Source organism: Ferrimonas balearica DSM 9799, from assembly GCF_000148645.1.
GTDB classification, from domain to species: domain Bacteria; phylum Pseudomonadota; class Gammaproteobacteria; order Enterobacterales; family Shewanellaceae; genus Ferrimonas; species Ferrimonas balearica.
The window spans coordinates 119101-142414 of the sequence record NC_014541.1 but is presented as its reverse complement, the minus strand read 5'-3'; the positions used below and the strand labels follow the sequence as shown (position 1 = coordinate 142414).

The window sequence follows — 23314 nt, the reverse complement described above, 5'->3', positions numbered from 1 at the left end:
GTATGAGTGCGTATCTGGTTCATGTCGACTGTCTGGAACGCTACCGGTTCTTCCGACGCCTGCAGCAGGCGCTGCCGGAACACCGCTGGCAGCTGATCACCGGTCGTCTATCCCTGTTACAACTGGCCCGCCGTGATGGGGTGCCCTGCCACTGGCTGCAACGCGGTGCTGCCACGATGGATGACACCCTCCAGAGTGGGATTGAAGTCGGTCTGGAAGCGGCGCTGAATTGGCGCGGGCCCCGCCATTGGCTGGCCCTGCAGCGGGCAGTCTGGTTCGCCCTGACACAGTACTGCGACCCGCACACCACGCTGCTGATCTGGAATGGCTGCCGCACCATTGAGCAAACCATGACGGCGTTTGCCCGCCACCACCGCCTGCCGGTGCTCTATCTGGAGCTGGGCAACTTTCCCGGCAAACTGTTTGCCGACCCGGAAGGGGTGAATGCCCGTTCCCGCCTCGCCCGCCAGCCACAGCTGCTGGATGCCCTGGCGGACCCCGTCGACCAGTTCGAATCGTGGCGCAGCGCCTACCTGCAACGTCACCAACAACCGCCACAAAGCGCGCAGGTCAAACAGGTTAATCCCCAATGGTGGCGTGACCAGCTGGGATATTGGCTCGGTGGACTCAGTGCCGACCAGCCCCTGTGGCAACGGGCCTGGCGTAAATGGCAGGCCCGACGCCAGCCACTCACCGCCAGCGCCACGCCCCCGGACGCCCCCTTTCTGCTCTACCCCATGCAGGTCAGCAGCGACAGTCAGTTGTGCTTTAACAGCGACATCGACAACCGCCAGGCCATCGCCATCGCGGCCGAACAGGCCCGGGATGCGGGTCTGGCCCTGTGCATCAAACCCCACCCGGCGGAACCGGACGCCACCGTCCTGCAATGGCTGCAACAGCAAAGTGCGGCACAGGGCTGGCACCTGTGCCGGGCGCCGATGACGCAGCTGCTGCCGCAGGCCAGCCAGGTGGTGACCATCAACTCCACGGTGGGGCTGGAAGCGATGTTGCTGGACAAACCCCTGCGGGTGCTGGGACGCTCTCACTACGCTGACTTTACCCCGCGACGGCTGCGCCAATACCTGATGAGTTATCTGCACCCGATTGATTACTTTAATGACAGTGCCATCGAGCCCGCTGACGCCGAGCGCCTGCTGGCCCGGGCGGAGGTTGCCCGATGAAAGCCGTGTTTGGTGCTCTGTTGCTGGCCGTGTCCACCCTGGCTCAGGCCGACCCCACGGCGGTGCGGCCCTACCATCCCGACAGCCCGTGGAATCTGCCCATTGGCGAGTCCCCGAAGATCGACCGCAACTCCGCGTTCTATCTCGACCAGATGAGCGGCGTGTTCGGCATCGACCCGAACCAGTACACCCTGCCGGTGTACCGCATCGATGCGGATACCCCGATGAAACCGGTGCACCTGTCCGGCGTGTTCTCCCAGGTCACCAACGACAACCGCGACCTCACCCTGATCAAGCGCACCACGCTGGAGGCGCCACTGCCCGATGGCGCCCGCGCCGCCAAGGGCAGCGATGGCCAGATTGTGCTGTGGGACCCGGTCAGCGGCGACGAGTGGGGCTTCTGGCAGGCGCGGGAGCGGGCCGACGGCAGCTGGGAAGCGGTCAATGGGTATCGTTACAACACCCGCTGGAGCGGCATCCCCCCCAGCGGCTTTATCAGCCGTGGCGCTGGAGTGCCTTACCTGATTGGACTGGTGCGGCCCTGGGAGATCCGTCAGGGCCATATCGATCACGCCATCGCACTGGGCATCAACTACCCCAATCCGGTCCACATCGCGCCGGCCACCAAAAGTGACGGCAAACGCTTCGAACCCCACTACCTGCCGATGGGCGCCCGGCTGCAACTGGACCCCAACCTCGGCGAGGCCGACTTCGACCGCTGGCAGCTGACCGCCACCGAACGCATCATCGCCCGCGCCCTGCAGCGCTACGGCATGATCCTGATCGACGGCAGCGGCCACCCCAAGCTGTACGCCGAATTTGAAGGCACCGCCCACTGGAACGGTGAGTTGCACAAGCGCACCCTGCGCCGCATCCCCTATCAGGCGTTCCGGCTGCTCGACCTGACCACCCAGACCCCTCAGGTCGCCCCTGAGGCGCGCATTGAGCAGGGCCAGCTGCACTGGCAGGCGGTCGATGGCGCCAACCGCTATCGCATCTGGTTCGATGACCACACCGAAGAGGTCGAGCGCGGGCCGGTGGCTCTGCCGGCAGGCGTGAAACAGGTGCGCCTCGCTGCGCTGAACCACCAGGGCATTGGGCCGGTCACTGAGGTGACACAGCCATGAGTCGCAAGACCGTCGCCCAGCTGGCCGCCAGCCGGGGGCTGCGCCATGCGCTGGGTGTCATCACTGCCTTTCTGCGCCCCAAGCTGCTGGGGCCGGAGGCGTTGGGCCTGTACGCCCTGCTGAACCTGTTCCCCACCTACAGCACCTACCTGCACCTGGGCGCCCGCTCCAGCCTGCGCTATCAGGTGCCGCAACTGCAGGGGCAGGGCCAGACCGACGGCATCGACAGCCTGAAAAACAGCGTGTACTGGGGGTCGCTGCTGCTGAACGCGCTGCTGGCCCTCGCCATCATTGGCTATGCGGTGTGGGGCACCGATGATGGCATGACTCAGTTTGGTCTGGTCTGCGCGGCGGCTTCTGTGCTGCTGGTGTGGGCTTTCGACCACCGCCTGGCGGAGCTCAAAAGCGAGCAACAGTTTGGCGTTCTGGCCCGCATCACCGCCTGGCGCTACCTGCTGCAGTTTGTCCTTACCGTCGGCCTGTTGCTGACCCTGGGTCTGGTTGGCGCGTTTCTGGCTCTGCCACTGTGCCTGATGCTGCTGTTCTGGTCAGCCCGGCAAGGCAGCCCGGCCAAACGCCAGCCCTGGCAGTGGCAGCAGTTTGTTGATCAGGTGCGACTCGGTTTTCCCATCCTGATGCTGGAGCTGGTCAGTCTCAGCCTGCGACTGGTGGACAAACTGCTGGTGTCCTCGCTGCTGGGGCTGGAAGCACTGGGTTACTACACCCTCGGCACCATGCTGCTGGGCCCACTGATGAACCTGCCCGGCGCCGCCCGGGAGGTGAGCGAACCCAAACTGATGCAGCAACAGCGGGAAAACCACCGGCAGCAACGGTTGCAGCGCCACTACTGGCGTCCGATGCATCGCAGCGCCTGGCTGATGCCGCTGCTGATCCTGCCGGCGGTCCTGCTGCTGCCCGCGGTGATTCAATATGGCCTGCCGCAATATGGCCCGGCCCTGCACTCCGCCCAGTGGCTGGCCGTCGGCAGCTTCTTTCTGGCATTGGGCTACCCGGCCCGGGGCCTGATTGTGGCGGAGCGCTGGCAGGCCAGTGCAGCTCGTTCTGCGTGGTTGGTGGTTCCCCTGGTTGTGGCTGCCACCGCACTGGCGATGCAGTGGTGGCCCAGGCTGGAAACCGTCTCCATCGGCTTCAGCCTGGGCTATGCCGCCCTGGCGCTGGTGCTGGGCCGCTTCCTCTGCCGCCGCTTCGACAATGCGCCGATGCTGAGCCGCTCACTGGCCCTGCTGCTGCCCTTTGCCCTGATGGGGCTGCTTTGGGCCGGGCTGGACAATCTGCCCCTGCCCGGCGACTGGCCCCTGTGGGCCACCGTCTCCTGCCAATTGCTGTTGGTCGCCCTGGCGGCCCCGCTGTTCTGGTGGCGCGCCCACCAGCCTGACCGGATTCATGGATGAAAAACGTCGAGCTTAATCTTCATAACCTGGTGCGCATCACCGGCCACCTGCCCCAACCCCTGCTGACGCCATTGATGGAGCGCTTTGGCCGCTTTCGTGGCGATGCCAGCGCCGCCCCCTGGGAGATTGAGCTGGGGATACTGGATGCACCGGGCTACCGACTGCGATCCCGTCCCGGATGGGTGTTTGATGAGATTGGCGCCCATTGGTTGGGCCGGTCCAGAAAACGCCTGGTGATTCAGGCCACCGAACGGGGATTCCGCCTGCTGGTCAGAGCGCCCCACTATGGCCGCCTTCACTTTGGCCTGCTGTGGGCGTTACGCATCCTGATGGCGCGCCAGGGCGGCGCATTGATGCACGGTGCGGTATTGGGGAATGGGCAACATACCCTGATGTTGCTGGGGGCCAAGCGGGTGGGTAAAACCCAACTGGTGTTGCGCCTGATGGAGCAGCAATGGCAGCTGCTGGCCGAGGACAAGTTCCTGTTTCTTCATGGCCAGGCCTACTGCCTGCAGGATCACTTCTACCTGCGTGCCCACCACCTGCACAGCCACCCCTGGTTGCCTGGTATGCTGGGCCAACCGGAGCGGCCAGCACGGCGTACCGGCGAAGCCCAATGGCGGGCAGGAGTGGAAACCCTCTATCCGGGCCAACTGGCGCTGACATTGCGACCGGACCGGTTGGCCTGGCTGAGCCCCGGTGAGCAATGGCAACATCAGCCAATCTCACCAACCGCGTTGCGCCAGGCCTTGGTGCAACAGCAGCGGGACGCCTTTGCCCAGTTCGCAGCGCTGGATCAGTGGCAGGGAGACCCTGTCTCCCTGCCTGACGACCTGCCGCTCACTGGCGCCCGTCACTATCTGGTGCCGCAACCCATCGACATTACCGTCGGCTGTCAATCGCTCCGACAATGGTTACAGGCAGCGACACCAACCGAAGGCGACGCTCAGGCGCCACGGCCCTGATAGGCGGACAGCATCCAGGACTCTTTCTCCTGCTGGCTGATGTAGTCACTCATCAGCGAAACGGTGCCCTCGTCGCCCAGCTCACTGGCCTGGGACAGGATTTTGCGTTGCTGGCTCAGCAGCAAGGTGTAGGCGCTGAGGATGTGCTCAATCGCCACATGGCCGTCACGCACCCCTTTCACTTCGTCGATCTGGCTCATCCGCAGGTAATCGGAGAAGCCGTGACGAGGCTGGTGACCCAGGGTCAGGATGCGCTCAGCGATTTCATCCACTTTCAGCAGCAGCTGGTCGTAGATCTCTTCGAACTTGGCGTGCAGCTCGAAGAAGTTGGCGCCCTGCACGTTCCAGTGGAAGCCGCGCACGTTCATGTACAGCACCTGGTAGTTGGCCAGCAGGTGGTTCAGTTGTTCAGCCAGGGCCTCTGCGCCCACTTTGTCCAGTCCAATCAGGTTGGTGTTCATTGTCGTTGCCTCGTTACAAGAATCATTGCTCAGGCACAGAATAGATCCGCCACGCAAAAGTCAAAAACGAATAGAAGCAATTACCACAATCTGAGTGGGCGATTAAAATAACCGGATCTGGCGCACTTTTTGTTCTGGCGAACGCTTCTTGGCCCGTCGCCACAGCCGTGTTAACATTTCGCGCCTCAAATTTTGCCGTTGGGGCCCTGCCCCGACCTAACCCTGGCAGGCGCTACACTGTGTTCCTGCCCCCAGCGTCAGGATCCCGAGCACCATGGCACGTCGTGGTAACCTTTTTATCCTCTCTGCCCCCAGTGGCGCAGGGAAATCCTCCCTTATCAGCGCACTGCTGAACGACAAACCGGCCGACATGCAGGTGTCCGTGTCTCACACCACCCGTGCCATGCGCCCGGGGGAGGAGAATGGCGTCCATTACCACTTTGTTGACGTTGACGAGTTCAAAGCGCTGATCGAACAGGGCGCCTTCTTCGAGTGGGCGGAAGTGTTCGGCAACTACTACGGCACCTCCCGCATCACCATCGAGCAAACTCTGGATCGCGGCATCGACGTGTTCCTCGACATCGACTGGCAGGGCGCCCGTCAGGTCAAGGCGCAGATCCCGGACGCCATCGGCGTGTTCATTCTGCCGCCCTCCCGGGCCGAGCTGGAACGCCGTCTGCGCAGCCGCGGTCAGGACAGCGACGAGATCATTGCCGGCCGAATGGCGGAAGCCCAGAGCGAAATCTCCCACTACGGTGAGTTCGACTACCTGCTGGTGAACGCCGATTTTGATACCGCTTTGAGTGAGTTACGCGCCATTGTTTGCGCAGAGCGCACTCGCCTTGCTAGGCAGGTTGAGGCACACGGTGGTATGCTAGATGATCTGTTGGCAGACTAGCCGACATTCATGTACAATTTTGCGTCATTTTTTTCCAACTTAATCAGGAGCTCCTCGTAATGGCACGGGTTACTGTAGAAGACGCCGTAGACAAGATCGGCAACCGTTTTGACCTGATCCTGGTAGCGGCACGTCGCGCTCGCCAACTGTCCGTACAGGGCAAAGAGGCGCTGGTGGAAGTGGAAAACGATAAATCAACCGTGGTTGCCCTGCGCGAAATCGAGCAAGGCCTGATCAACTCTGCCGCCCTGGACGAGCAAGAGCGTCAGGCGCAGCGCGAGCAAGAAGCGGCCGAACTGGCTGCCGTTGCCGCGATCGCCGAAGGTCGTACCCTGTAATTCCGGAGGTCGCCGTTGTACCTGTTTGAAGGCCTGAAGGAACTGGCTGCCAGCTACCTGGAACCCGAGCAGGTTGAACAGCTCACACAAGCCTATATCACGGCGCGTGATGCCCACGACGGGCAGCTGAGATCCAGCGGCGACCCCTATATTACCCACCCGGTTGCGGTTTCCCGCATCCTCGCCGAGATGCGTCTTGATCACGAGACGCTGATGGCTGCCCTCCTCCACGATGTTATCGAAGACACTGAACTGACCCAGGAAGACCTGGCAGAGCTGTTTGGTGCCCAGGTGGCAGAGCTGGTTGAGGGGGTTTCCAAGCTCGACAAGCTGAAATTCCGCGATCGCAAAGAAGCCCAGGCGGAGAACTTCCGCAAGATGGTGATGGCGATGGTGCAGGATATTCGCGTCATCCTGATCAAGCTTGCCGACCGCACTCACAACATGCGTACCCTGGGGTCGCTGCGTCCCGACAAACGTCGCCGCATCGCCCGGGAGACCCTCGAAATCTTTGCCCCCCTGGCCAATCGTCTTGGTATCCACAACATCAAGAACGAGCTGGAAGATCTTGGCTTCCGCGCCCTCTACCCGATGCGATACCGGGTGCTCAAAGAGGTGGTGCAGGCTGCCCGGGGGAACCGCAAAGAGTTGATGCAGAGCATCGAAGCGGAGATCGCCGGTCGCCTCGAAGAGAGCGGCATCCCCGCCACCGTACAGGGCCGTGAGAAAAACCTGTTCTCCATCTACAACAAGATGGTCAACAAGGAGCTGCAGTTCCAGGAGGTGATGGACATCTACGCCTTCCGGATCACTGTCGCCAACATCGACACCTGTTACCGGGTGCTCGGTGCCATGCACACCCTGTACAAGCCGCGCCCCAACCGCTTCAAAGACTACATCGCCATCCCCAAGGCCAACGGTTACCAGAGCCTGCATACCTCCCTGTTCGGCCCCCATGGAGTGCCGGTTGAGGTGCAGATCCGAACCGAAGATATGGACCAGATGGCGGACAAAGGCGTGGCCGCCCACTGGCTGTACAAGAACAAGGGCGAAGCGGAAGCCACCACCACTCAGGTGCGGGCCCGCAAGTGGATGCAGAGCCTGCTGGAGCTGCAACAAAGCGCCGGCAACTCGTTCGAATTCATTGAAAGCGTGAAGTCCGATCTGTTCCCGGACGAGATCTACGTCTTTACCCCCACCGGCAAGATCCTGGAACTGCCCCTGGGCGCCACCGCGGTGGACTTCGCCTTCGCAGTACACACCGACATCGGCAACAGCTGCGTCGGCGCGCGGGTCAACCGCCACGCCTACCCGCTGAGCATGCCGCTGTCCTCGGGCCAGACCGTCGAGATCATCACCGCCCCCGGTGCGCGTCCGAACGCCGCCTGGCTCAATTTTGTGGTGACCGCCAAAGCCCGGACCAAGATCCGCCAGGTGCTGAAAAACCTGGAACAGACCGAATCCATCGCCCTGGGCAAGCGTCTGCTGAACCACGCCCTTGGCGAACTGAACCTGAGCGACATCCCACCCGCCCAGCTGGAACAGGTGATCAGCGAATCCCGCCACGACAGTCTGGACGATATGCTGGCCGCCATCGGCCTGGGTGACCTGATGAGCCTGGTGGTGGCACAACGCCTGCGTGGCGAAAGTGCCAGCCAAGCCAACAATCCGGACAGCAAGCTGGCGATCAAGGGTGCCGAGGGGATGCTGGTCTCCTTTGCCAAGTGCTGCCGCCCCATTCCCGGCGACGACGTGGTGGCCCACGTCAGCCCCGGCAAGGGCCTGGTGGTGCACATCGACAGCTGCCGCAACATCCGCCGCAACCTGGAGCAGGAAGCCGATAAGTTCCTGCCGGTGGAATGGACCGATGAGCCTGGCGCCGAGTACGTCACCGGCCTGCGCATCGAGATCGTCAACCACCAGGGTGCGCTGGCCAAGCTCACCTCCATCATTGCCGGTGCCGACGCCAACATCCACAATCTCAACACCGATGAGAAGGATGGGCGCATCTACGTCATCAACCTGACCCTGACGGTACAGAACCGGGTGCACCTGGCCAACGTACTGCGCAAAATCCGGGTGATGCCGGAAGTGTTGAAGGCCGCCCGCGCACGCAGCTGAGTGCGGTCATCCATTGCATTGTTTTCGAGGGCCTCTGGCCCTCGTTTGCTAACACAAGGACGATCCATGAGCCCCGAACGCCTCGCCCGAATCAACGCCATGCTGGATATGCGTCAGCCTGACCTGACCATCTGCCTGGAAGACGTGCACAAGCCCCATAACCTCTCTGCCATGATCCGAACCGCCGATGCCATCGGTGTGCCCGAAGTTCACGCGGTGTTTCTTGGCGAAGACAATCGCCTGCGCGGCGGTACCGCGACCGGCAGTCAGCAATGGGTTAAGGTGAATCGCCACCAGAGCATCGGCGATGCGGTGGCGCGAATGCGTGAGCAGGGGATGCAGGTGATCGCCACCAACCTGTCCGAGAAGGCCGTGGACTTTCGCAGTATCGACTACACCAAGCCCACCGCCATCCTGATGGGCCAGGAGAAAACCGGCATCAGCCAGGAAGCGCTGGCATTGGCGGACCATGACGTGATTGTGCCGATGGTGGGGATGGTGCAATCCCTCAATGTGTCGGTGGCCTCTGCCCTGCTGCTGTATGAAGCCCAGCGTCAGCGCCAGGCGGCGGGCATGTATGGTCAGCGTCGACTTGATGAGGCGGAATGCCAGCGTCTGCTGTTTGAAGGGGGCCACCCCATCTTCGCCAGGATCTGCCGCCAGAAGGGCCTGCCCTACCCGCGCATCGATGAGGAGGGCCAGATCCAGGCCCCGGAAGCGTGGTGGCAGAAGGTGCAGATGAGCCCGTCTGCCTGGCAGCACCTGGACGACTGACCCCCAATTAATGCGGCCCGAAAGGGCCGTTGCTTTTTGTGCAATTCCCCACCGTTTCGCTACCAAGTTTGTGAATAAACCGTTAGTTTATCCACTGGTTAGACCCGTTTTTACTTCGCCTAGCCCAGATTAACTCGCCATACTAGGGAATCAATAAAGCGCCGCACACCGGCCACAACAACAAAGCACGATAACACGCTAAGGAAGCCAGCATGACCTTACAAACGCCTCTTCAGATGTTGGATCACTGGTGCGCGGTACAGGGAGATACCGTGTTCCTCCGCCAACCCCGGGAACGTCAGCTGCATGACCTCACCTGGGCCCAGACCCGTGAAGCCGCCTACCGACTGGCTGGTGCATTGCGCCAGTTGGGACTGAAACGGGGCGATAAGGTCGCCATCCTCTCAAAGAACTGCGCCCAATGGTTTATCACCGATCTGGCGCTGCAGGCCGGGGGCTTTATCAGCATCCCGATCTACCCCACCGCCAACGCCGATACCATTCGCTACGTGCTCAAGCACTCCGAAGCCAAGGCGATCTTTATCGGCAAACTGGACAACCCTGAGCTGCAGGCCGATGCCATCAGCCAGGACCTGCTGCGCTTTGACATGAGCTTCCCGACCCTGCCGGTGCAGTACCAGTGGCATCAGCTGCTGGAGATGAGTGAGCCGCTGGACGATGCCCGTCCGGAGCTGGATGACATCATGACCATCATCTACACCTCCGGCAGCACCGGTAACCCCAAAGGGGCCGTCGAAACCTACCGCGCGTACTCCTGGGCTGGCACTGCCGTGTCCAACCACCTCGGCGCCACGGCGCAGGACCGGGTCATCTCCTACCTGCCTCTGGCCCACATCACCGAGCGCGTCTACATCGAAGGCACCGCCTTCTACAGCGGCGGCACCGTCTACTTTGTCGAAGCCCTGGACACCTTTGTCGACGACGTCAAAGTGGCCCAGCCCACTTTCTTCCTGTCGGTACCGCGACTCTGGACCCTGTTCCAGAAGAACATCATTGATAAGGTTGGCGCGTCCAAGCTCGACCTGCTGCTCAAACTGCCGATCATCAGCGCCCTGGTGGCCCGCAAGATCCGCACCCAGCTGGGCCTCAACGCAGCCAAGGTGCTGGGCTGTGGTTCCGCCCCGGTATCCCCCGCGCTGCTGCACTGGTATCGCAAAATCGGCATGGACATCACCGAAGCCTGGGGCATGACCGAGAACGGCGCCTACGCCACCCTCAACTTCCCCTACCGCCCCGATAAGGTCGGCACTGTGGGCAAGCCCGGTACTGAGTGCGAAGTGAAGATTGGCGACAATCAGGAGTTGCTGTTCAAGAGCCCCGGCCTGTTTACCGAGTACTACAAAAACCCGGAAGCCACCGCCGAAGCCTTTACCGAAGACGGCTTCTTCCGCACCGGCGACCAGGCCACCATCGATGACGAGCAGTTCGTCACCATCACCGGCCGGGTCAAAGACAACTTCAAGACCGCCAAGGGTAAGTTTGTGGCGCCGGTGCCACTGGAGCGCAAGCTGGCCCAGAACAACCACATCGAGCTGGTGTGCGTGATCGGCTCCGGCCTGCCCTACCCGGTGGCGCTGGTGCAGTTGTCCGAAGGCGCCAGCCTGATGCCCCGTGACGAGGTGCGCCAGTCGCTGGCGGAGACCGCCGACATGGTCTCCGGCCAGATGGAGAGCCACGCGACCCTGGGTGGCGTTCTGGTGGTCGCTGAGCCCTGGGATGTGGAGAACGAAGTGCTGACCCCGACCCTGAAGATCAAACGCCATGTTCTGGAGCAGCGCTTCAGTGATCGCGTCGCCGGTCTTAAGGGCAATAAAGTGATGTGGGAAGCCGAACTCTAAGGGGCTGATCCCACAGGCGCGGGCTGCTATTATCTGATCATATTTACAGTATTTTCGGATCGCCGCCCGTGACCACATCCACACCGGCTTCGGTGGACAAACTCAACACCCTGCCCGTCACCACCCTCAAGGGGGTGGGTGACAAGCTGGCGGAGAAACTGCTCCGCCTGGGGGTTCGCAGTGTCGGCGACCTGCTTCTGCACCTGCCGCTGCGTTACGAAGACCGTACCCGCATCTGGCCCGTCGCCGCCCTGACGCCGGGCCAGAATGCCACTGTCGAGGGCGAAGTCCTCTCCGCCAACGTCAGTTATGGCAGACGCCGCCGCATGACCGTGCAGCTGGCCGACGGCAGCGGCACCATCAGTCTCCACTTCTTCAACTTTGCTCTGGCCCAGAAGGACAGCTTCGTGGTCGGCGCCCGGGTGCGCGCCTTTGGCGAAGCCCGCGCGGGCATGCGTCATATTGAGATGGTGCACCCGGAGTACCATGTTCTGGGCGAACATACCCACCCTCTGCTGGAGGAGAGCCTGACCCCGGTTTATCCCACCACCGAGGGATTGAAGCAGGCGATTCTGCGCAAATTGACCGACGAAGCCCTGACTCTGCTGCGTCATCACCCGCTGCCGGAATTGCTGCCGGAGGGGCTCTATCCACATCAGCTGCCCCTGTCGGATGCCCTGCACTTTATCCACCGCCCACCGCCGGACGCCAGCCTGACCCAACTGGAGTCCGGGGAGCACCCGGCCCAACAGAGACTGGTGATGGAGGAGCTGCTGGCCCAGAACCTGTCGATGCTGAAACTGCGGGCGGACTCCGGCAGCCATAAGGCCCTGCCTCTGCAACCGGACACCAACCTGCTGCAGCGCTTCCTCGCCGCCCTGCCATTCCAGCCCACCGGGGCCCAGCAGCGAGTGGTCAACGAGATTGCCGCCGACCTGAACCAGAGTGAACCCATGATGCGACTGGTTCAGGGCGATGTGGGCTCTGGCAAGACTCTGGTGGCCGCTCTGGCCGCCCTGCACGCCATCTCCCAGGGCTATCAGGTGGCGCTGATGGCCCCCACCGAGCTGCTGGCCGAGCAGCACGCCCAGGCCTTCGCCAACTGGTTTGAGCCCCTGGGCCTGCCGGTGGCCTGGCTGGCCGGAAAACTGAAGGGTAAAGCCCGGGAAGCCGCACTGGAGCGCATCGCCAGTGGCGAAGCCCGTATGGTGGTGGGCACCCACGCCATCTTCCAGAGTCAGGTGGCGTTCCACCACCTCGCGCTGGTGATTGTCGATGAGCAACACCGCTTTGGCGTGCACCAGCGCCTGACCCTGCGTGAGAAGGGGCTGAAGGACGGCTGTTACCCGCACCAGCTGATCATGACTGCCACCCCGATCCCCCGCACCCTGGCGATGACCGCCTACGCCGATCTCGATGTTTCGGTGATCGACGAGCTGCCGCCCGGCCGGACCCCCATCACCACGGTGGCGATCCCGGACAGTCGCCGCGACGACGTGGTCGAACGGGTGCGACAGGCGTGCAGCAATGGCCGCCAGGCGTATTGGGTTTGTACTCTGATTGAAGAGTCCGAAGTCCTGCAGTGCCAGGCCGCCGAAGACACTGCCACCGAGTTGGCCGAGCGGTTACCGGAGCTGAACATCGGCCTGGTACACGGCCGCATGAAGGCGGACGAAAAGCAGCAGGTGATGAACGCCTTCAAAGCCAATGAACTGCACCTGCTGGTGGCCACCACGGTGATCGAGGTGGGGGTGGATGTGCCCAATGCCAGCCTGATGATCATCGAAAACCCGGAGCGCCTGGGGCTGGCCCAGCTGCATCAGCTTCGGGGCCGGGTGGGCCGGGGCGCCGTCGCCAGCCACTGTGTGCTGCTGTTCCATCCACCGCTCTCCAAAACCGCCCAGTCCCGCCTGGGGGTGCTGCGGGAGAGCAATGACGGTTTTGTTATCGCCCAGCGCGACCTCGAGATCCGCGGCCCCGGCGAGGTGCTTGGCACCCGTCAGACCGGCCTGGCAGACCTCAAGATCGCCGACCTGGTGCGCGATGCCGCGCTGATCCCACAGGTTCAGCGATTGGCCCAGCACCTGATGGACCGCTACCCTTCCCGGGTGCCCGCCATCATCGATCGTTGGCTCGGTGGACGAGAAATTTACAGTCAGGCCTGAGGATGTCACTGGACAGACTCAGGGATTTGACCAAAATGGTAGGAACAATCAGGGAGATAGGATCTTAAGATGTATCAAGATGACGACGCGAAGCGCAACGGTACCAATCAGATGGCCATGGTGCTGGTGATCCTGGTGATCCTGGCCTGTGGTGGCGCCTGGTATTTCTTTATGCGCGACAGCCAGGCCCCGACGCCAACCGAGCCTGTCCCTGCCCTGCCGGCCCCTGAGCCGACACTGCCGGAGCAGCCCCTGCCCGCCGAGCCTGTGCCGGAGCCGATCCCGGAACCGGAGCCTGAGCCGGAACCGATCCCGGAACCCACCCCCGAGCCGATGCCCGAGCCCGATCCGCTGCCGCCCCTGAACGACAGCGACGATTTTGCCAAAGAGCAGATCAATGCCGTCAGCGATGGTATGCAGCTGGGTGGTGCGCTGCAGGACGACAACTTGGTGCGTCGTTTCGTGGTGTTTGTCGACAACCTGGCCGGTGGCGAGGTGATGCGTCAGCAGGGGCCGTTCACCCCGCTGAAGGACAACTTCAAAGCCCTGGAGATGAACGGCAAGTTCTATCTCGACCCTGAGGGCTACCGCCGCTTCGACCAGTACGCCGAGTTCCTCTACCGACTGGATGAAACCAAGCTGCGTGACCACTTTATGCTGGTTGAACCGCTGATGGAGAGTGCCTTCCAGGAGCTGGGTTACGGCGCCGGTCAGTTCCGCTCCGCCATCGTTGATGGCATGGACGAGCTGCTGGCCGCTCCCGAGTACGACACCCCGCTGGAGCTGCTGAGCCACAGCGTTAACTACCAGTTTGCTGACCCGGCCATCGAGGAGCTCAGCGACGCTCAGAAGGTGATGATCCGCATGGGCCCCGATAACGCCCGCAAGGTCAAATCACTGCTGCGCCGCTTTAAGGCCGCCCTCAACGAGTAACGGGCAACAGACAGAAAAACCGGCCATCAGGCCGGTTTTTTTATGGCTCGGAGGGCACAACGGGCAGCACCACAAACCGACCTTCAAAGCGGGCAGCCTGGCCCAGTGTCACCGTCAGTGACACCCGGGCATTGCGGCCCTCCCGCAGTGCCGACAGGTCGACGGCTTGCGCCGTGCAGCGGCATTGGGGAGCCTCAGTGACCGGCTTGCGGTAGTGGATTTGTCCCTCCGCCAGAACAATGTCCCCCGCCAGCCCCTGGGCCTGCAGCGCCAGCCAGACCCGGCCCCAGCCGGTCAGCGTGGCGTGACTGTAGATGCTGCCGGCAAACATGGTGCCGTGCAGATTCTGGTTGGCCGCGAAATCCGCCTCAGTGGTGAGGGTGTCGCCATCAAAGTCGGTGGCGCGGATCCCCATCTGCGCCGCAATGGGAATGGTGCTGTGCCACAGCGCGGTCAGCTGCTGAATCCATTGAGTGTGCATCATCTTCTCCAATCAACCGGCGCCAGATTAGCGGATCTGGGCCGCAAAACTGCACTGACCATTGGACATTCCCTCGCCAGCGATGGCACGGTAGCCTCTCCCTGCCCCAAGGACGTTTTGCATATGGATCAAGGCTCTGCCGCCCGTCAGGAACTGTTGGTGTTCTCCCTGGCCCACAACCAGCTGTTCGCCTTCTCCACTCTGAAGGTGCGCGAAATCGTCACCCTCAGTCAGTTTAACCGCCTGCCCGGCAGCCATCCGGCCATCGCCGGCACCCTGACCCTGCGCGGTGAAACCCTGGCAGTGGTCGACCTGAACCGCGCCATCGGCCTGACCGGGGAGCCGCCGCAAAGCGTGGTGGTCTGCGAGATTCAGGGCACACTCTATGGCTTGCTGGTGGGCACCATTGAGGCGATTCATGCGGTGGAAATTGCCGCCATCGCTGCACTGCCCAAGGGGCTGGGCCAACGCACCTTCAGCAGCGCCGTATTCCGGGATGAGCAGAACCGCCTGGTTCAACTGCTGGACCTGGAGCGCATTGTCGGCGAGATCCATCCCGGTGACACCACCATCCCCGCACTCGACCCGGCCAGCCTGGCCCGCATTCGCGCCCAGAAAATCCTGATCTGCGACGACTCCCGTTTCGCCCGCAAGCAGATGGCCCGCGCGCTGGAGGCGCATCAAATCGATTATCTCAGCGCCCCCAATGGCCGGGCGGCACTGAGCGTGCTCAAGCGCGAGGCCGACGCCGGCACACCGGTGCAGATCCTGGTTTCAGACATTGAGATGCCGGAACTGGATGGCTACCAACTGGCGCTGTCGGTGCGCGCCGATGACCACCTGCGCCCGGCTTACGTGATCCTGCACAGTTCGCTGAATCCGGTGATCTGCGAGCGCATCACCCAGGCGGCGGGCGCCAACGAGGGGTTAACCAAGTTCGACCCGCACGCCCTGCTGGCCGCCATCGGCCGCGGTGCCGGCGCCTGAATCAGGCGCGCAGGGAGAAGGTCACCGGACCGTCGTTGGTCAGGGAGACCTTCATATCGGCGCCAAACTGGCCGGTTTCCACCGCCATGCCCTGGCTGCGGCAATAGGCCACAAAGGCTTCATAGAGGCGCTCAGCCTCGCTGGGGTGGGCGGCACTGGAGAAGCTGGGACGCAGCCCCTTCTCAGTGTCAGCCGCCAGGGTAAACTGGCTTACCACCAATAAGCGCCCGCCCGCCTGCTGCACATTCAGGTTCATCTTGCCGTCGGCATCGGAGAAGATGCGGTACTTCATCACCTTGTCCGCCAGCTTACGCAGGCGCGCTTCATCGTCGTCACGCTCCACCCCCAGCAGCACCAGCAGACCGCCCTCAATGGCGCCAATGGTTTCTCCGGCCACCACAACCCGGGCCTCACTCACTCGTTGGATCAGGGCGATCATCGCACCAGCACTCCTCATAACCCCATAAAAAAACCGGGCCATCATCGCTGGCCCGGTTTCAAACTGCAAGCTTGGCTCAGGCGCCGAAACGCACCTCTTTAGCGGCCGGCGTGGCCTGAGGGAAGGCTTCACGCAGCGCCCGCAGACCGGCGTCGGTCCAATCCATAAAGCGGGTCAGTTCCTCGACGCTGATGGTGTCGACAAAGGTGGCGGCACCCCGCACTTCCACCCCGCGGCCCTCTTCGATCAACACGAACTTGGCAAAGTCCATGCGCTGGTTCAGCTGGCCGATCAACAGCAGCAGCTCCGGGGTCTGCGCCAGGTCGGGGTGCAGCACGTAATACTTGGTGATGACGATGCGGTCGAGGCCATCTTCAGTCAGCTTCGGCTGCATCATAAAGTGGCTGTTGTCGTACTCCACCATCAGGCTCTGACCACTGACCCGCTGCACCTTGTACTGCTTGTCGGTCAACGCCGTCACCAGCGCGTCAGTGGCTTCCTGGTTGGTCTTACCCGCCAGGTCCAGCATGGTGCCGGACGAGGTCAGGGAAGCACAACCGCCCAGCAGTGCGGTGGAGAGCAGCACAGCGGCAATGGATCGTTTCATGATGACTCCTTGTCGTTCAGGTGAAAGTGCTCCGGCAGTGCTGCGGTGATTTCCGCCCCCAACAGCACGATGAGCCAGGACAGGTAGACCCAGAGAAACAGGATCGGAATGGTGGCCAAGGCACCATAGATCGCCTCATAAGAGGGAAACTGGGTCACGTACCAGGCAAAGCCCCGCTTACCCGCCTCAAACAGCAACGCCGCCACAAAGGCACCGATCACCGCATGGTGGAAGCGCACCCGGGTATTGGGCACCAGCAGGTACAGCAGAGCAAAGGCACTCACCGACAACAGGAACGGCAAGCGCGCAATCAGGAAAGCATAGGCGCCACTGAGGCCGGTGTCAGAGAACAGCTTCATCGACACCAGATAGGAGGTCACGGCGATGCTGGCGCCCATCAGCATCGGCCCCAGGGTCAGGATCATCCAGTACATGGAGAAGGAGTAGATGGCACGACGCCGGGTCTTCACCCGCCAGATGCGGTTCAGGGCCTTATCGATGTTGCTGATCAACATCAGGGCGACCACTGCCAGAAACAGCACCCCTACCGCCGTCATCCTCGACGCGTTATCCACGAACTGGCTCAGGTAGAGCTGCACGGTTTCCCCGGCAGTGGGGACAAAGTTGTTGTAGACGAAGGCTTCCAGATCGGCTCGCACACCGGCAAAACCGGGGAACGCCGAGAACACCGACAACACCACCGCCAGCATCGGCACCAGCGACAGCAGAGAGACATAAGCCAGGTGACCCGCCGTCACTTGGAGCCCATTTTCGCCAACTCGGCGCCACAGATAGGGGAAAAAGCCCAGCACCTCGCGCCAGCTCAACTGCATCAGTTGGCGCACCCAGTCCTGTAACCGGTTCATCTATGCTTCCAATTCAAAGGTTATGGCGGCAGCATACAACATTGGACCAACATTTACTTATTGTTGTACTTCGCGTTATTCGCTCTGGCGAGACGCATTGAGGAGGGGGTTATGACCCAACAAGGTTCCGCCGGAAACGTGCTGGCCGCCATCTGCAGTTTCTTTATTGCTGGCCTGGGCCAGCTGGTTCAGGGCCGCATTCTGGCGGCGTTCCTGTTCTTTATCTTTGTCGGCGGTTTCTATGCCCTGGCGGCGGTGTTGTACGTCCCCTTTATCATCGCCATCCCGCTGCACATCTGGTGCATCGTCGACGCTGCCCGCTATCGCGGTTAAGGAGCTCATTGTGAGAGTGTTACCCTTGCTGTTTGTTCTGGCCCTGACCGGTTGTCAGAGCGCTTATTACGCCGCTGCTGAGCAGGTGGGCTACCACAAGCGGGAGATTCTGGTGGACCGGGTTGAAGACGCCCAGGAGAGCCAGCAGGAGGCGCAGGAGCAATTCAGCTCGGCGCTGGAGCAGATGAAAACCCTGATCAATTTCGACGGCGGCGATCTGGAAGCGGCCTACGACAAAGTGAAGGGCGAATATGAAGACTCCGCCGATGCCGCCGCCGACGTCAGCAGCCGCATCAACGCCGTGGCCGATGTAGCCGAAGCGATGTTCGATGAGTGGGAAGACGAGTTGGCGCAGTACCAGTCCGCCAGCCTGCGCCGTGACAGCGAATCTCAGCTGCGCGACACCCGTCGCCGCTACGACGCCATGCTGCGGGCGATGCGTCAGGCCGAGGACAAGATGGAGCCGGTGCTGAAGCGACTCAAGGACAATGAGCTCTACCTGAAACACAACCTGAATGCCCGCGCCATCGGTGCCGTGGGTAAAGAGTTCGGGGTGCTGGAGCAGGAGGTGGAGCGGGTGATCGCCGAGATGAACCGGGCCATTGCCGAGTCCGACAAATTTATCCAGACCCTCAACCCCTGAGCCGATTTCCCATTAAAAAAGCGGGCCAACAGGCCCGCTTTTTTGTGCTTACTCAATGCCTGCGGCTTTCAGCACTTCGCTGAACGGCAACCACTTAAAGTTGTGGAACCCATCCGGCATCCGGTTGCGGCCATCCTGAACCACCAGCATACCACTGGCCCAGCCGCCACTGCCGACCGGAGCCGCTGTCACCGCCAGCCCATCGGTTTCCGCGGAGCCGTCGATGCCCGCCTTCAGATGGTTACCGATGCGCATGCGGCCGCGGTAGGCGTAGGGGGGCTCGCTGTCGTACAGCACGTAGCTGTCATTGCCCTGGCTGGATACCACCAGGTAGCCCTTATCACCGTGGTAAAGGTCCATCCCCTCCACATCCGCCACCAGATTGGGGCCCACTTCGGCAATCATCACACCTTGGCTGTCGCCATCCGGACGGGCATCAAACAACCAGATCCCGGCATCCTCCTCGCCCGCAAACAGGCGGTGAGCCCGGTCATCCGCCACACAGCCTTCAGGCTGACTGGGTAACCAGAGACGGCGCAGCTCGGTGGCACGCAAGACCTCATCGCGCCAATCCAATCGATACTGCACCATCTCACCGGACTTACCGTTAGCGATCACATGCAGCTCATCGTTCGCCGGCTGGTACAGGCAGAGACCGTAGATCTCCTCGATGTCTGTGGGCAGGTCGGGCAGCAGCGCGAGTTCGCCTTCAGCATCGATCAGAAACGGTGTCAGCGTATCCCCATCGCGGTTACTGGCCACCCCCACATCCCGAAGCTGCCCCCCCAGTTTTACCCCCTGGCGGATGTCGACGTTATTCACCCGCCCTACCGCCAAGGCCTGCACGGTGTTGCCGGCCATATCGAAACTGAGCAGGCCCCAGCGCTTGTTGGTGCCGATAATGCGGCTGCGCTCCGGGTGGGTGGGATGCACCCAGATGGCCGGATCATCCATGGTGTCACCGGGGCGGTCCGCCACATCGGACTCCACCCAGGCCGGAGCCTCGGCAATGGCATCGACCGGCTCCAGTGGTGTCACCCCCCGGGTCTTCAGGGGCTGCCAGACGTACCGGCCACGCTCATCGTCATAGGCCAGGGCCTGGCCAGCGGCCACCGCCAATCCCTCCCATTCGCCGTGGTCGTCAAAGCGCACCCCGGTGCGGTTACCGTCACCGTCATACAGATGGCCACTCTCGTCCAGCAACCACAAGCCGCGCTGTTCATCGATGCTGATGGCGGTCAGCCCGGCGTCCGGCATCGCCAGCAGCAGTTCCCGCTCCAGCGGCGCATGGGAGGCGGCGGGATAACGCCAGACCCCCGCTGAGGCGTCCACCACCAGCAGTTGCTGGGCGGCGCTGTCAACGGCACAAGCACTGGCATCCGGCGGCACCGGCAACGTGCGCATCAGGGTTGGTTGCCAGTGACGGCCACTTTGCATCAGCCACTGCTCGGCCCAGCCCCGCTCACCACCAATCCAGGCATACAGCGAGTCGGAGTCGGCGTGACGTTGCAGGCACAACCACTCCACCTGAAACGTCCGTTGCGGCAACGGGGACAGCGCCTGCGCCCCGGTCGCGGTGAGCTTCACCGGCACTACCCGGTCCTCGGTCAGCTCGATGGTCAGAGCAAGATCTGCGGCCACCGCCAACGCTTCAAACCGGCCGGGCAATACCGTACGGGTTTGGTCCCCCTGCTGCCAGACCAGACCCTCCCGTTCGCTGGCCAGTAACCAACCATCCTGATAGCGGGCCCCTTGGCTGCCCTGCTCTACGGCCTCTGCCGGGCTCATCCACAGGGCCAGCATCGCAGCCCCAATTGCATTCCATTTCACTGTCTCTGCTCCGTTAGAAATTGGTGTACTGCACGCCCAGCTGGAAGGTCCGCCCATACTGTTCGTACTGGGCGTTGTAGCTGCTCTGGCCGGTGTAGGTGTAGAAGGGCTCATCGGTCAGGTTGATGGCCTTGAAGTAGACGATAAAGTCGGTGGTGACGAAGCCCTTGGCAACCAGATCCCACTGCAGGTGCTCATCCTCGTAGATGTCGAAAGCGGCATCGTCCAGCGCGTCCACTTCCACCAGATACTCGGACTTGTAGGCGGCGGACAGACGCAGGCTGACGTAGGCGTTTTCATACCCCAGCGACACGTTGGCGGTCAGGTCAGACTGGCTCGGCAGCGGAATGTCCCGCCCCTGGCGCTGGCCGTCATCAACCCAGTCGATGCGGGCGGTGGAGTCGCTCCAGGTGGCATTGGCGCTGAACAGCAGGCCCTGCAGCGGTTCCGGCAGAAAGGTAAACTGCTGAACGTAGGCCAGCTCGGCACCGTACAGTTCGGCGTCATCCCCGTTGACGAAGGTGTCCGCCACCGCAAAGTCGGTGTAGGCGCCCCAACCGCCGAGGTCGGCGCGGTAGATAAAGTTCTCGATGTCCTTGTAGAACAGGTTGGCGGACAGCACGCTGACGCCCCCCAGGTAGTGCTCAATCGCCAGGTCCCAGTTCATCGATTCCAGGGATTGCAGCTCAGGGTTACCAAAGGCCACCTCCAGATCACCGTCGTCCTCTTCAATCAGGAAGCCCGGCGCCAACTGACCAAAGGTGGGACGCACCAGAGTGTTGCTCCAGGCACCACGGATCTGGGTTTTCTCCCCCAGTTGATACTTCAGGTGCACACCGGGCAGCCAGTGCTCTTCGTCGTTCTCCACCCGCACCGGCTCAAAGGCTTCGGTCACATCGTTATAGCCATAACCCCGGGCATCGCGGTCCACCCGTTCGTAACGCACCCCGGCCAACAAGCGCAATTGACCCACATCCAGATGGCCCATCAGGTAACCGGCTGCCAGGTCTTCATCGATGTCAAAATCGTTGATGGTGGACTCCACCTCGTCCAGCGCGTCATCGGCACTCAGGCTGTTGACCAGCTCCCACACGCCAGCGCTTTCGATGCCCGGACCAAACCGGCCAAGTTGGTAGTCCAGTTCACTGCCGGCGTAACCCACCATCGACAGTCGCGCCGGGTCTACACCCTGCTCTTCAAAGTCTTCGTAGATCCAAACGGTTTCACGATTGCGTTTTTCACGGGCGCTGTACTTGCCGCCAAACTGGATGGCACCCGGATAGCGGTTCAGGCCCAGATCGCGGGAGACGTCAAACTTCCCTTCAGCCAGAGTATCCCGGGCAGCGCTTTCGCCAATCTCCACCTCAGCAAGCTCAAACTCAGCGGGGTCATAGAACGCATCCGGGGCGGTCAGGCGGATGTCCCGGGTGCCCTGGTAACCCACATCCTCAACACCCGCCTCAAACTTGGCGCCATCGATAAATCGCGGTTTGTCGGCTTCAGCCCGACTCCAGCTGCCCTGATAGTTGAGGGTCCAGCGCTCGCCACGCCATTCTCCACCCCCTACCAGCGAGGCGATCTCCTGCTCCTCGGTACGGGACTTCAGTTCTCGGGTCACATCGGCGGGCGCAGCACTGTCCTGGGGTTGCCCCTCCTCCCACTCCACCACGTTGGCGTTACGGGTTTCATCATCGGTAAAGCGGCTGTAGAGAGTGCGCAGATAGAGGTCATTGTTGTCGTTGGGACGAAAATCCAGATTGACCCCGACCCCGAGACGCTCGCGTTGGATCTGGTAGTCCCGCTGCTCCACCTCTTCCAGCAGGGCAGCATCATCAAAGTCCCACTTACCACCGGTTTCAACGTTGTCGGAGCCGAACTCACGGTCATACCAGCTCAGGGCCAGCGCCATGCCAACCTTATCGTCTGCATAGCGGTCACTGTAGGTGGCCGCCAGCTTGGGGCTGGTGTTCTCGGTCTGACTGTCGTAGCTGCCTTCAGCACTGAGGTTGAGGTAGGTGTCGTCGCGGTCAAAGGCGGACAGACTCTTGACCTCAACGGCACCACCAAGGGAGTCCGCGTCCATGTCCGGGGTCAGGGTTTTGGTTACCTCCAGAGTTTCCAGCAGATCGGAAGGAATGACGTCCAGCGCCACGGCCCGGCGGTCATTCTCCGGCGCCGGCAGGCGGGCTCCGTTCATCGATACCGCGTTGTAGTCCGGTGCCATACCCCGTACCCGAACAAAGCGGCCTTCGCCCTGGTCACGCTCAATCGACACCCCCGGCACCCGTTGCAGGGCTTCACTGACGTTGGTGTCCGGGAACTGGCCCAGCGCATCCGCACTGATCACGCTGACCAGATTGTCGGCTGCGCGCTGACGGTTAAGGGAGCGACTCAACGAGCCGCGCTGGCCCACCACCTCAATCCGCTCGGTGGGGCCGGTCAGGGTGACACTCTGGCGCAGGGTCTGCTCGTCCACCACATCGATCACCAGTCGGGCGCTGCCCGCCCCGAGGTAATCCACCACCAGGGTGTATTGGCCCGGAGCGACCTGAGGAAACAGAAATCGCCCATCCCGGCCGGCGGACTGGGACAGTCCCAGCTCCTCAATCTTCACCTGGGCCCCGGCCAGTGGCAGGCGGCTGTCGGCATCCGTTACCTGTCCCTCAACGCGTCCTGCGGCGTTTACGCTGGCGCACAAACCGGCACCGAGCAGCAGCAGGTAGGTGTTCAACTTCCACATGTTGGCTTCCTTGAAATTGGCTGCGATTCACGCCGGGGCAAGCTAGTGAGAGCAGATGACGAAGCCGTGACACTTTTTATTAACATCCTGTCGGAATGGGCCTTTTTGGTGGATCCCCGCCGGACCTGAGCCAATTTGCCCCGGCCCCACCGGC

The 23314-nt window shown here is 62.2% G+C and carries 21 protein-coding genes; 14 read left to right on the top strand and 7 right to left on the bottom strand.

Annotated elements, in window-relative coordinates; all coding sequences use genetic code 11:
- Window positions 1–2: 2 nt before the first annotated feature.
- Genes FBAL_RS00620 through FBAL_RS00605 form a run of 4 tightly spaced genes read left to right on the top strand, consistent with a single transcriptional unit; the run spans window position 3 to window position 4685 of the window.
- Window positions 3–1181: a capsular polysaccharide export protein, LipB/KpsS family gene (locus tag FBAL_RS00620; protein ID WP_013343637.1), complete on the top strand. Its 1179-nt coding sequence runs from the start codon at window positions 3–5 to the stop codon at window positions 1179–1181.
- Window positions 1178–2308: a hypothetical protein gene (locus tag FBAL_RS00615; protein ID WP_013343636.1), complete on the top strand. Its 1131-nt coding sequence runs from the start codon at window positions 1178–1180 to the stop codon at window positions 2306–2308. The genes FBAL_RS00620 and FBAL_RS00615 overlap by 4 nt, the downstream gene beginning before the upstream one ends.
- Window positions 2305–3720: a lipopolysaccharide biosynthesis protein gene (locus tag FBAL_RS00610; protein WP_013343635.1), complete on the top strand. Its 1416-nt coding sequence runs from the start codon at window positions 2305–2307 to the stop codon at window positions 3718–3720. The genes FBAL_RS00615 and FBAL_RS00610 overlap by 4 nt, the downstream gene beginning before the upstream one ends.
- Entirely contained in the window at window positions 3717–4685 is a 969-nt protein-coding gene (locus tag FBAL_RS00605) for a hypothetical protein (RefSeq protein WP_013343634.1), read from the top strand. Before FBAL_RS00610 ends, FBAL_RS00605 begins: the two co-directional genes overlap by 4 nt.
- On the opposite strand, the gene FBAL_RS00600 is transcribed toward FBAL_RS00605, so the two are convergent.
- Window positions 4667–5146, bottom strand: a complete 480-nt coding sequence (locus tag FBAL_RS00600; RefSeq protein WP_013343633.1) for a Dps family protein — start codon at window positions 5144–5146, stop codon at window positions 4667–4669. The two genes, FBAL_RS00605 and FBAL_RS00600, sit on opposite strands and share 19 nt — an antisense overlap.
- Window positions 5147–5420: 274 nt before the next feature.
- Here FBAL_RS00600 and gmk point away from each other — a divergent pair, with 274 nt between their 5' ends.
- From gmk to FBAL_RS00565, 7 genes are all read left to right on the top strand, one after another.
- Entirely contained in the window at window positions 5421–6044 is a 624-nt protein-coding gene (gene gmk / locus FBAL_RS00595; protein WP_013343632.1) for a guanylate kinase, read from the top strand.
- 59 nt (window positions 6045–6103) lie between these two features.
- Entirely contained in the window at window positions 6104–6382 is a 279-nt protein-coding gene (gene rpoZ, locus FBAL_RS00590) for a DNA-directed RNA polymerase subunit omega (protein ID WP_013343631.1), read from the top strand.
- A gap of 15 nt (window positions 6383–6397) precedes the next feature.
- Window positions 6398–8503: a bifunctional GTP diphosphokinase/guanosine-3',5'-bis pyrophosphate 3'-pyrophosphohydrolase gene (gene spoT, locus FBAL_RS00585; protein ID WP_013343630.1), complete on the top strand. Its 2106-nt coding sequence runs from the start codon at window positions 6398–6400 to the stop codon at window positions 8501–8503.
- 66 nt (window positions 8504–8569) lie between these two features.
- Window positions 8570–9277 (top strand): tRNA (guanosine(18)-2'-O)-methyltransferase TrmH, encoded by a 708-nt coding sequence (gene trmH, locus FBAL_RS00580; RefSeq protein WP_013343629.1) that lies wholly within the window; start codon window positions 8570–8572, stop codon window positions 9275–9277.
- Window positions 9278–9489: 212 nt separating this feature from the next.
- Complete coding sequence (locus FBAL_RS00575) at window positions 9490–11136, top strand: AMP-binding protein (RefSeq protein ID WP_013343628.1); 1647 nt, start codon at window positions 9490–9492, stop codon at window positions 11134–11136.
- 92 nt (window positions 11137–11228) lie between these two features.
- Window positions 11229–13301 (top strand): ATP-dependent DNA helicase RecG, encoded by a 2073-nt coding sequence (recG, locus tag FBAL_RS00570; RefSeq protein WP_041251115.1) that lies wholly within the window; start codon window positions 11229–11231, stop codon window positions 13299–13301.
- 69 nt (window positions 13302–13370) lie between these two features.
- Window positions 13371–14234 carry a DUF3014 domain-containing protein gene (locus FBAL_RS00565; RefSeq protein ID WP_013343626.1) on the top strand — a complete coding sequence of 288 codons (864 nt, stop codon included), beginning with the start codon at window positions 13371–13373 and terminating at the stop codon, window positions 14232–14234.
- A gap of 40 nt (window positions 14235–14274) precedes the next feature.
- Here FBAL_RS00565 and FBAL_RS00560 read toward each other — a convergent pair whose 3' ends face one another.
- Window positions 14275–14718 carry a thioesterase domain-containing protein gene (locus FBAL_RS00560; protein WP_041251114.1) on the bottom strand — a complete coding sequence of 148 codons (444 nt, stop codon included), beginning with the start codon at window positions 14716–14718 and terminating at the stop codon, window positions 14275–14277.
- Between the two features lie 120 nt (window positions 14719–14838).
- Between FBAL_RS00560 and FBAL_RS00555 the strand changes: the two genes are divergently transcribed.
- Entirely contained in the window at window positions 14839–15702 is an 864-nt protein-coding gene (locus tag FBAL_RS00555) for a chemotaxis protein (protein WP_013343624.1), read from the top strand.
- Between the two features lies 1 nt (window position 15703).
- Here the strand turns inward: FBAL_RS00555 and dtd are convergent, their stop codons facing one another.
- The 3 genes from dtd to FBAL_RS00540 all read right to left on the bottom strand — a co-directional run bounded on the left by dtd (window position 15704) and on the right by FBAL_RS00540 (window position 17581).
- Complete coding sequence (gene dtd, locus FBAL_RS00550; RefSeq protein ID WP_013343623.1) at window positions 15704–16141, bottom strand: D-aminoacyl-tRNA deacylase; 438 nt, start codon at window positions 16139–16141, stop codon at window positions 15704–15706.
- Between the two features lie 76 nt (window positions 16142–16217).
- On the bottom strand, window positions 16218–16748 hold the full coding sequence (locus FBAL_RS00545) for a YbjN domain-containing protein (RefSeq protein ID WP_013343622.1): 531 nt from the start codon (window positions 16746–16748) through the stop codon (window positions 16218–16220).
- A complete protein-coding gene (locus FBAL_RS00540) occupies window positions 16745–17581 on the bottom strand; it encodes a virulence factor BrkB family protein (RefSeq protein ID WP_148226787.1) in 837 nt (278 codons plus the stop codon). The genes FBAL_RS00545 and FBAL_RS00540 overlap by 4 nt, the downstream gene beginning before the upstream one ends.
- A 144-nt stretch (window positions 17582–17725) precedes the next feature.
- Between FBAL_RS00540 and FBAL_RS00535 the strand changes: the two genes are divergently transcribed.
- Window positions 17726–17947, top strand: coding sequence for a hypothetical protein (locus tag FBAL_RS00535; RefSeq protein ID WP_013343620.1), 222 nt, complete (start codon window positions 17726–17728; stop codon window positions 17945–17947).
- 10 nt (window positions 17948–17957) lie between these two features.
- Window positions 17958–18590, top strand: coding sequence for a DUF2959 domain-containing protein (locus FBAL_RS00530; RefSeq protein WP_013343619.1), 633 nt, complete (start codon window positions 17958–17960; stop codon window positions 18588–18590).
- A gap of 48 nt (window positions 18591–18638) precedes the next feature.
- On the opposite strand, the gene FBAL_RS00525 is transcribed toward FBAL_RS00530, so the two are convergent.
- Both FBAL_RS00525 and FBAL_RS00520 read right to left on the bottom strand, forming a co-directional pair.
- Window positions 18639–20420 (bottom strand): phytase, encoded by a 1782-nt coding sequence (locus FBAL_RS00525; protein WP_013343618.1) that lies wholly within the window; start codon window positions 20418–20420, stop codon window positions 18639–18641.
- Window positions 20421–20433: 13 nt separating this feature from the next.
- The gene (locus FBAL_RS00520) at window positions 20434–23160 is read right to left on the bottom strand and encodes a TonB-dependent receptor (RefSeq protein ID WP_013343617.1); all 2727 of its coding nucleotides are present in this window, start codon (window positions 23158–23160) and stop codon (window positions 20434–20436) included.
- Window positions 23161–23314: the final 154 nt, after the last annotated feature.

Coding starts and splice junctions, on each gene's coding strand:
- FBAL_RS00620 (WP_013343637.1), top strand. CDS start 3: ATGAGTGCGTATCTGGTTCATGTCGACTGTCTGGAACGCTACCGGTTC.
- FBAL_RS00615 (WP_013343636.1), top strand. CDS start 1,178: ATGAAAGCCGTGTTTGGTGCTCTGTTGCTGGCCGTGTCCACCCTGGCT.
- FBAL_RS00610 (WP_013343635.1), top strand. CDS start 2,305: ATGAGTCGCAAGACCGTCGCCCAGCTGGCCGCCAGCCGGGGGCTGCGC.
- FBAL_RS00605 (WP_013343634.1), top strand. CDS start 3,717: ATGAAAAACGTCGAGCTTAATCTTCATAACCTGGTGCGCATCACCGGC.
- FBAL_RS00600 (WP_013343633.1), bottom strand. CDS start 5,146: ATGAACACCAACCTGATTGGACTGGACAAAGTGGGCGCAGAGGCCCTG.
- gmk (WP_013343632.1), top strand. CDS start 5,421: ATGGCACGTCGTGGTAACCTTTTTATCCTCTCTGCCCCCAGTGGCGCA.
- rpoZ (WP_013343631.1), top strand. CDS start 6,104: ATGGCACGGGTTACTGTAGAAGACGCCGTAGACAAGATCGGCAACCGT.
- trmH (WP_013343629.1), top strand. CDS start 8,570: ATGAGCCCCGAACGCCTCGCCCGAATCAACGCCATGCTGGATATGCGT.
- FBAL_RS00575 (WP_013343628.1), top strand. CDS start 9,490: ATGACCTTACAAACGCCTCTTCAGATGTTGGATCACTGGTGCGCGGTA.
- FBAL_RS00565 (WP_013343626.1), top strand. CDS start 13,371: ATGTATCAAGATGACGACGCGAAGCGCAACGGTACCAATCAGATGGCC.
- FBAL_RS00560 (WP_041251114.1), bottom strand. CDS start 14,718: ATGATGCACACTCAATGGATTCAGCAGCTGACCGCGCTGTGGCACAGC.
- FBAL_RS00555 (WP_013343624.1), top strand. CDS start 14,839: ATGGATCAAGGCTCTGCCGCCCGTCAGGAACTGTTGGTGTTCTCCCTG.
- dtd (WP_013343623.1), bottom strand. CDS start 16,141: ATGATCGCCCTGATCCAACGAGTGAGTGAGGCCCGGGTTGTGGTGGCC.
- FBAL_RS00545 (WP_013343622.1), bottom strand. CDS start 16,748: ATGAAACGATCCATTGCCGCTGTGCTGCTCTCCACCGCACTGCTGGGC.
- FBAL_RS00540 (WP_148226787.1), bottom strand. CDS start 17,581: ATGCAGTTGAGCTGGCGCGAGGTGCTGGGCTTTTTCCCCTATCTGTGG.
- FBAL_RS00535 (WP_013343620.1), top strand. CDS start 17,726: ATGACCCAACAAGGTTCCGCCGGAAACGTGCTGGCCGCCATCTGCAGT.
- FBAL_RS00520 (WP_013343617.1), bottom strand. CDS start 23,160: ATGTGGAAGTTGAACACCTACCTGCTGCTGCTCGGTGCCGGTTTGTGC.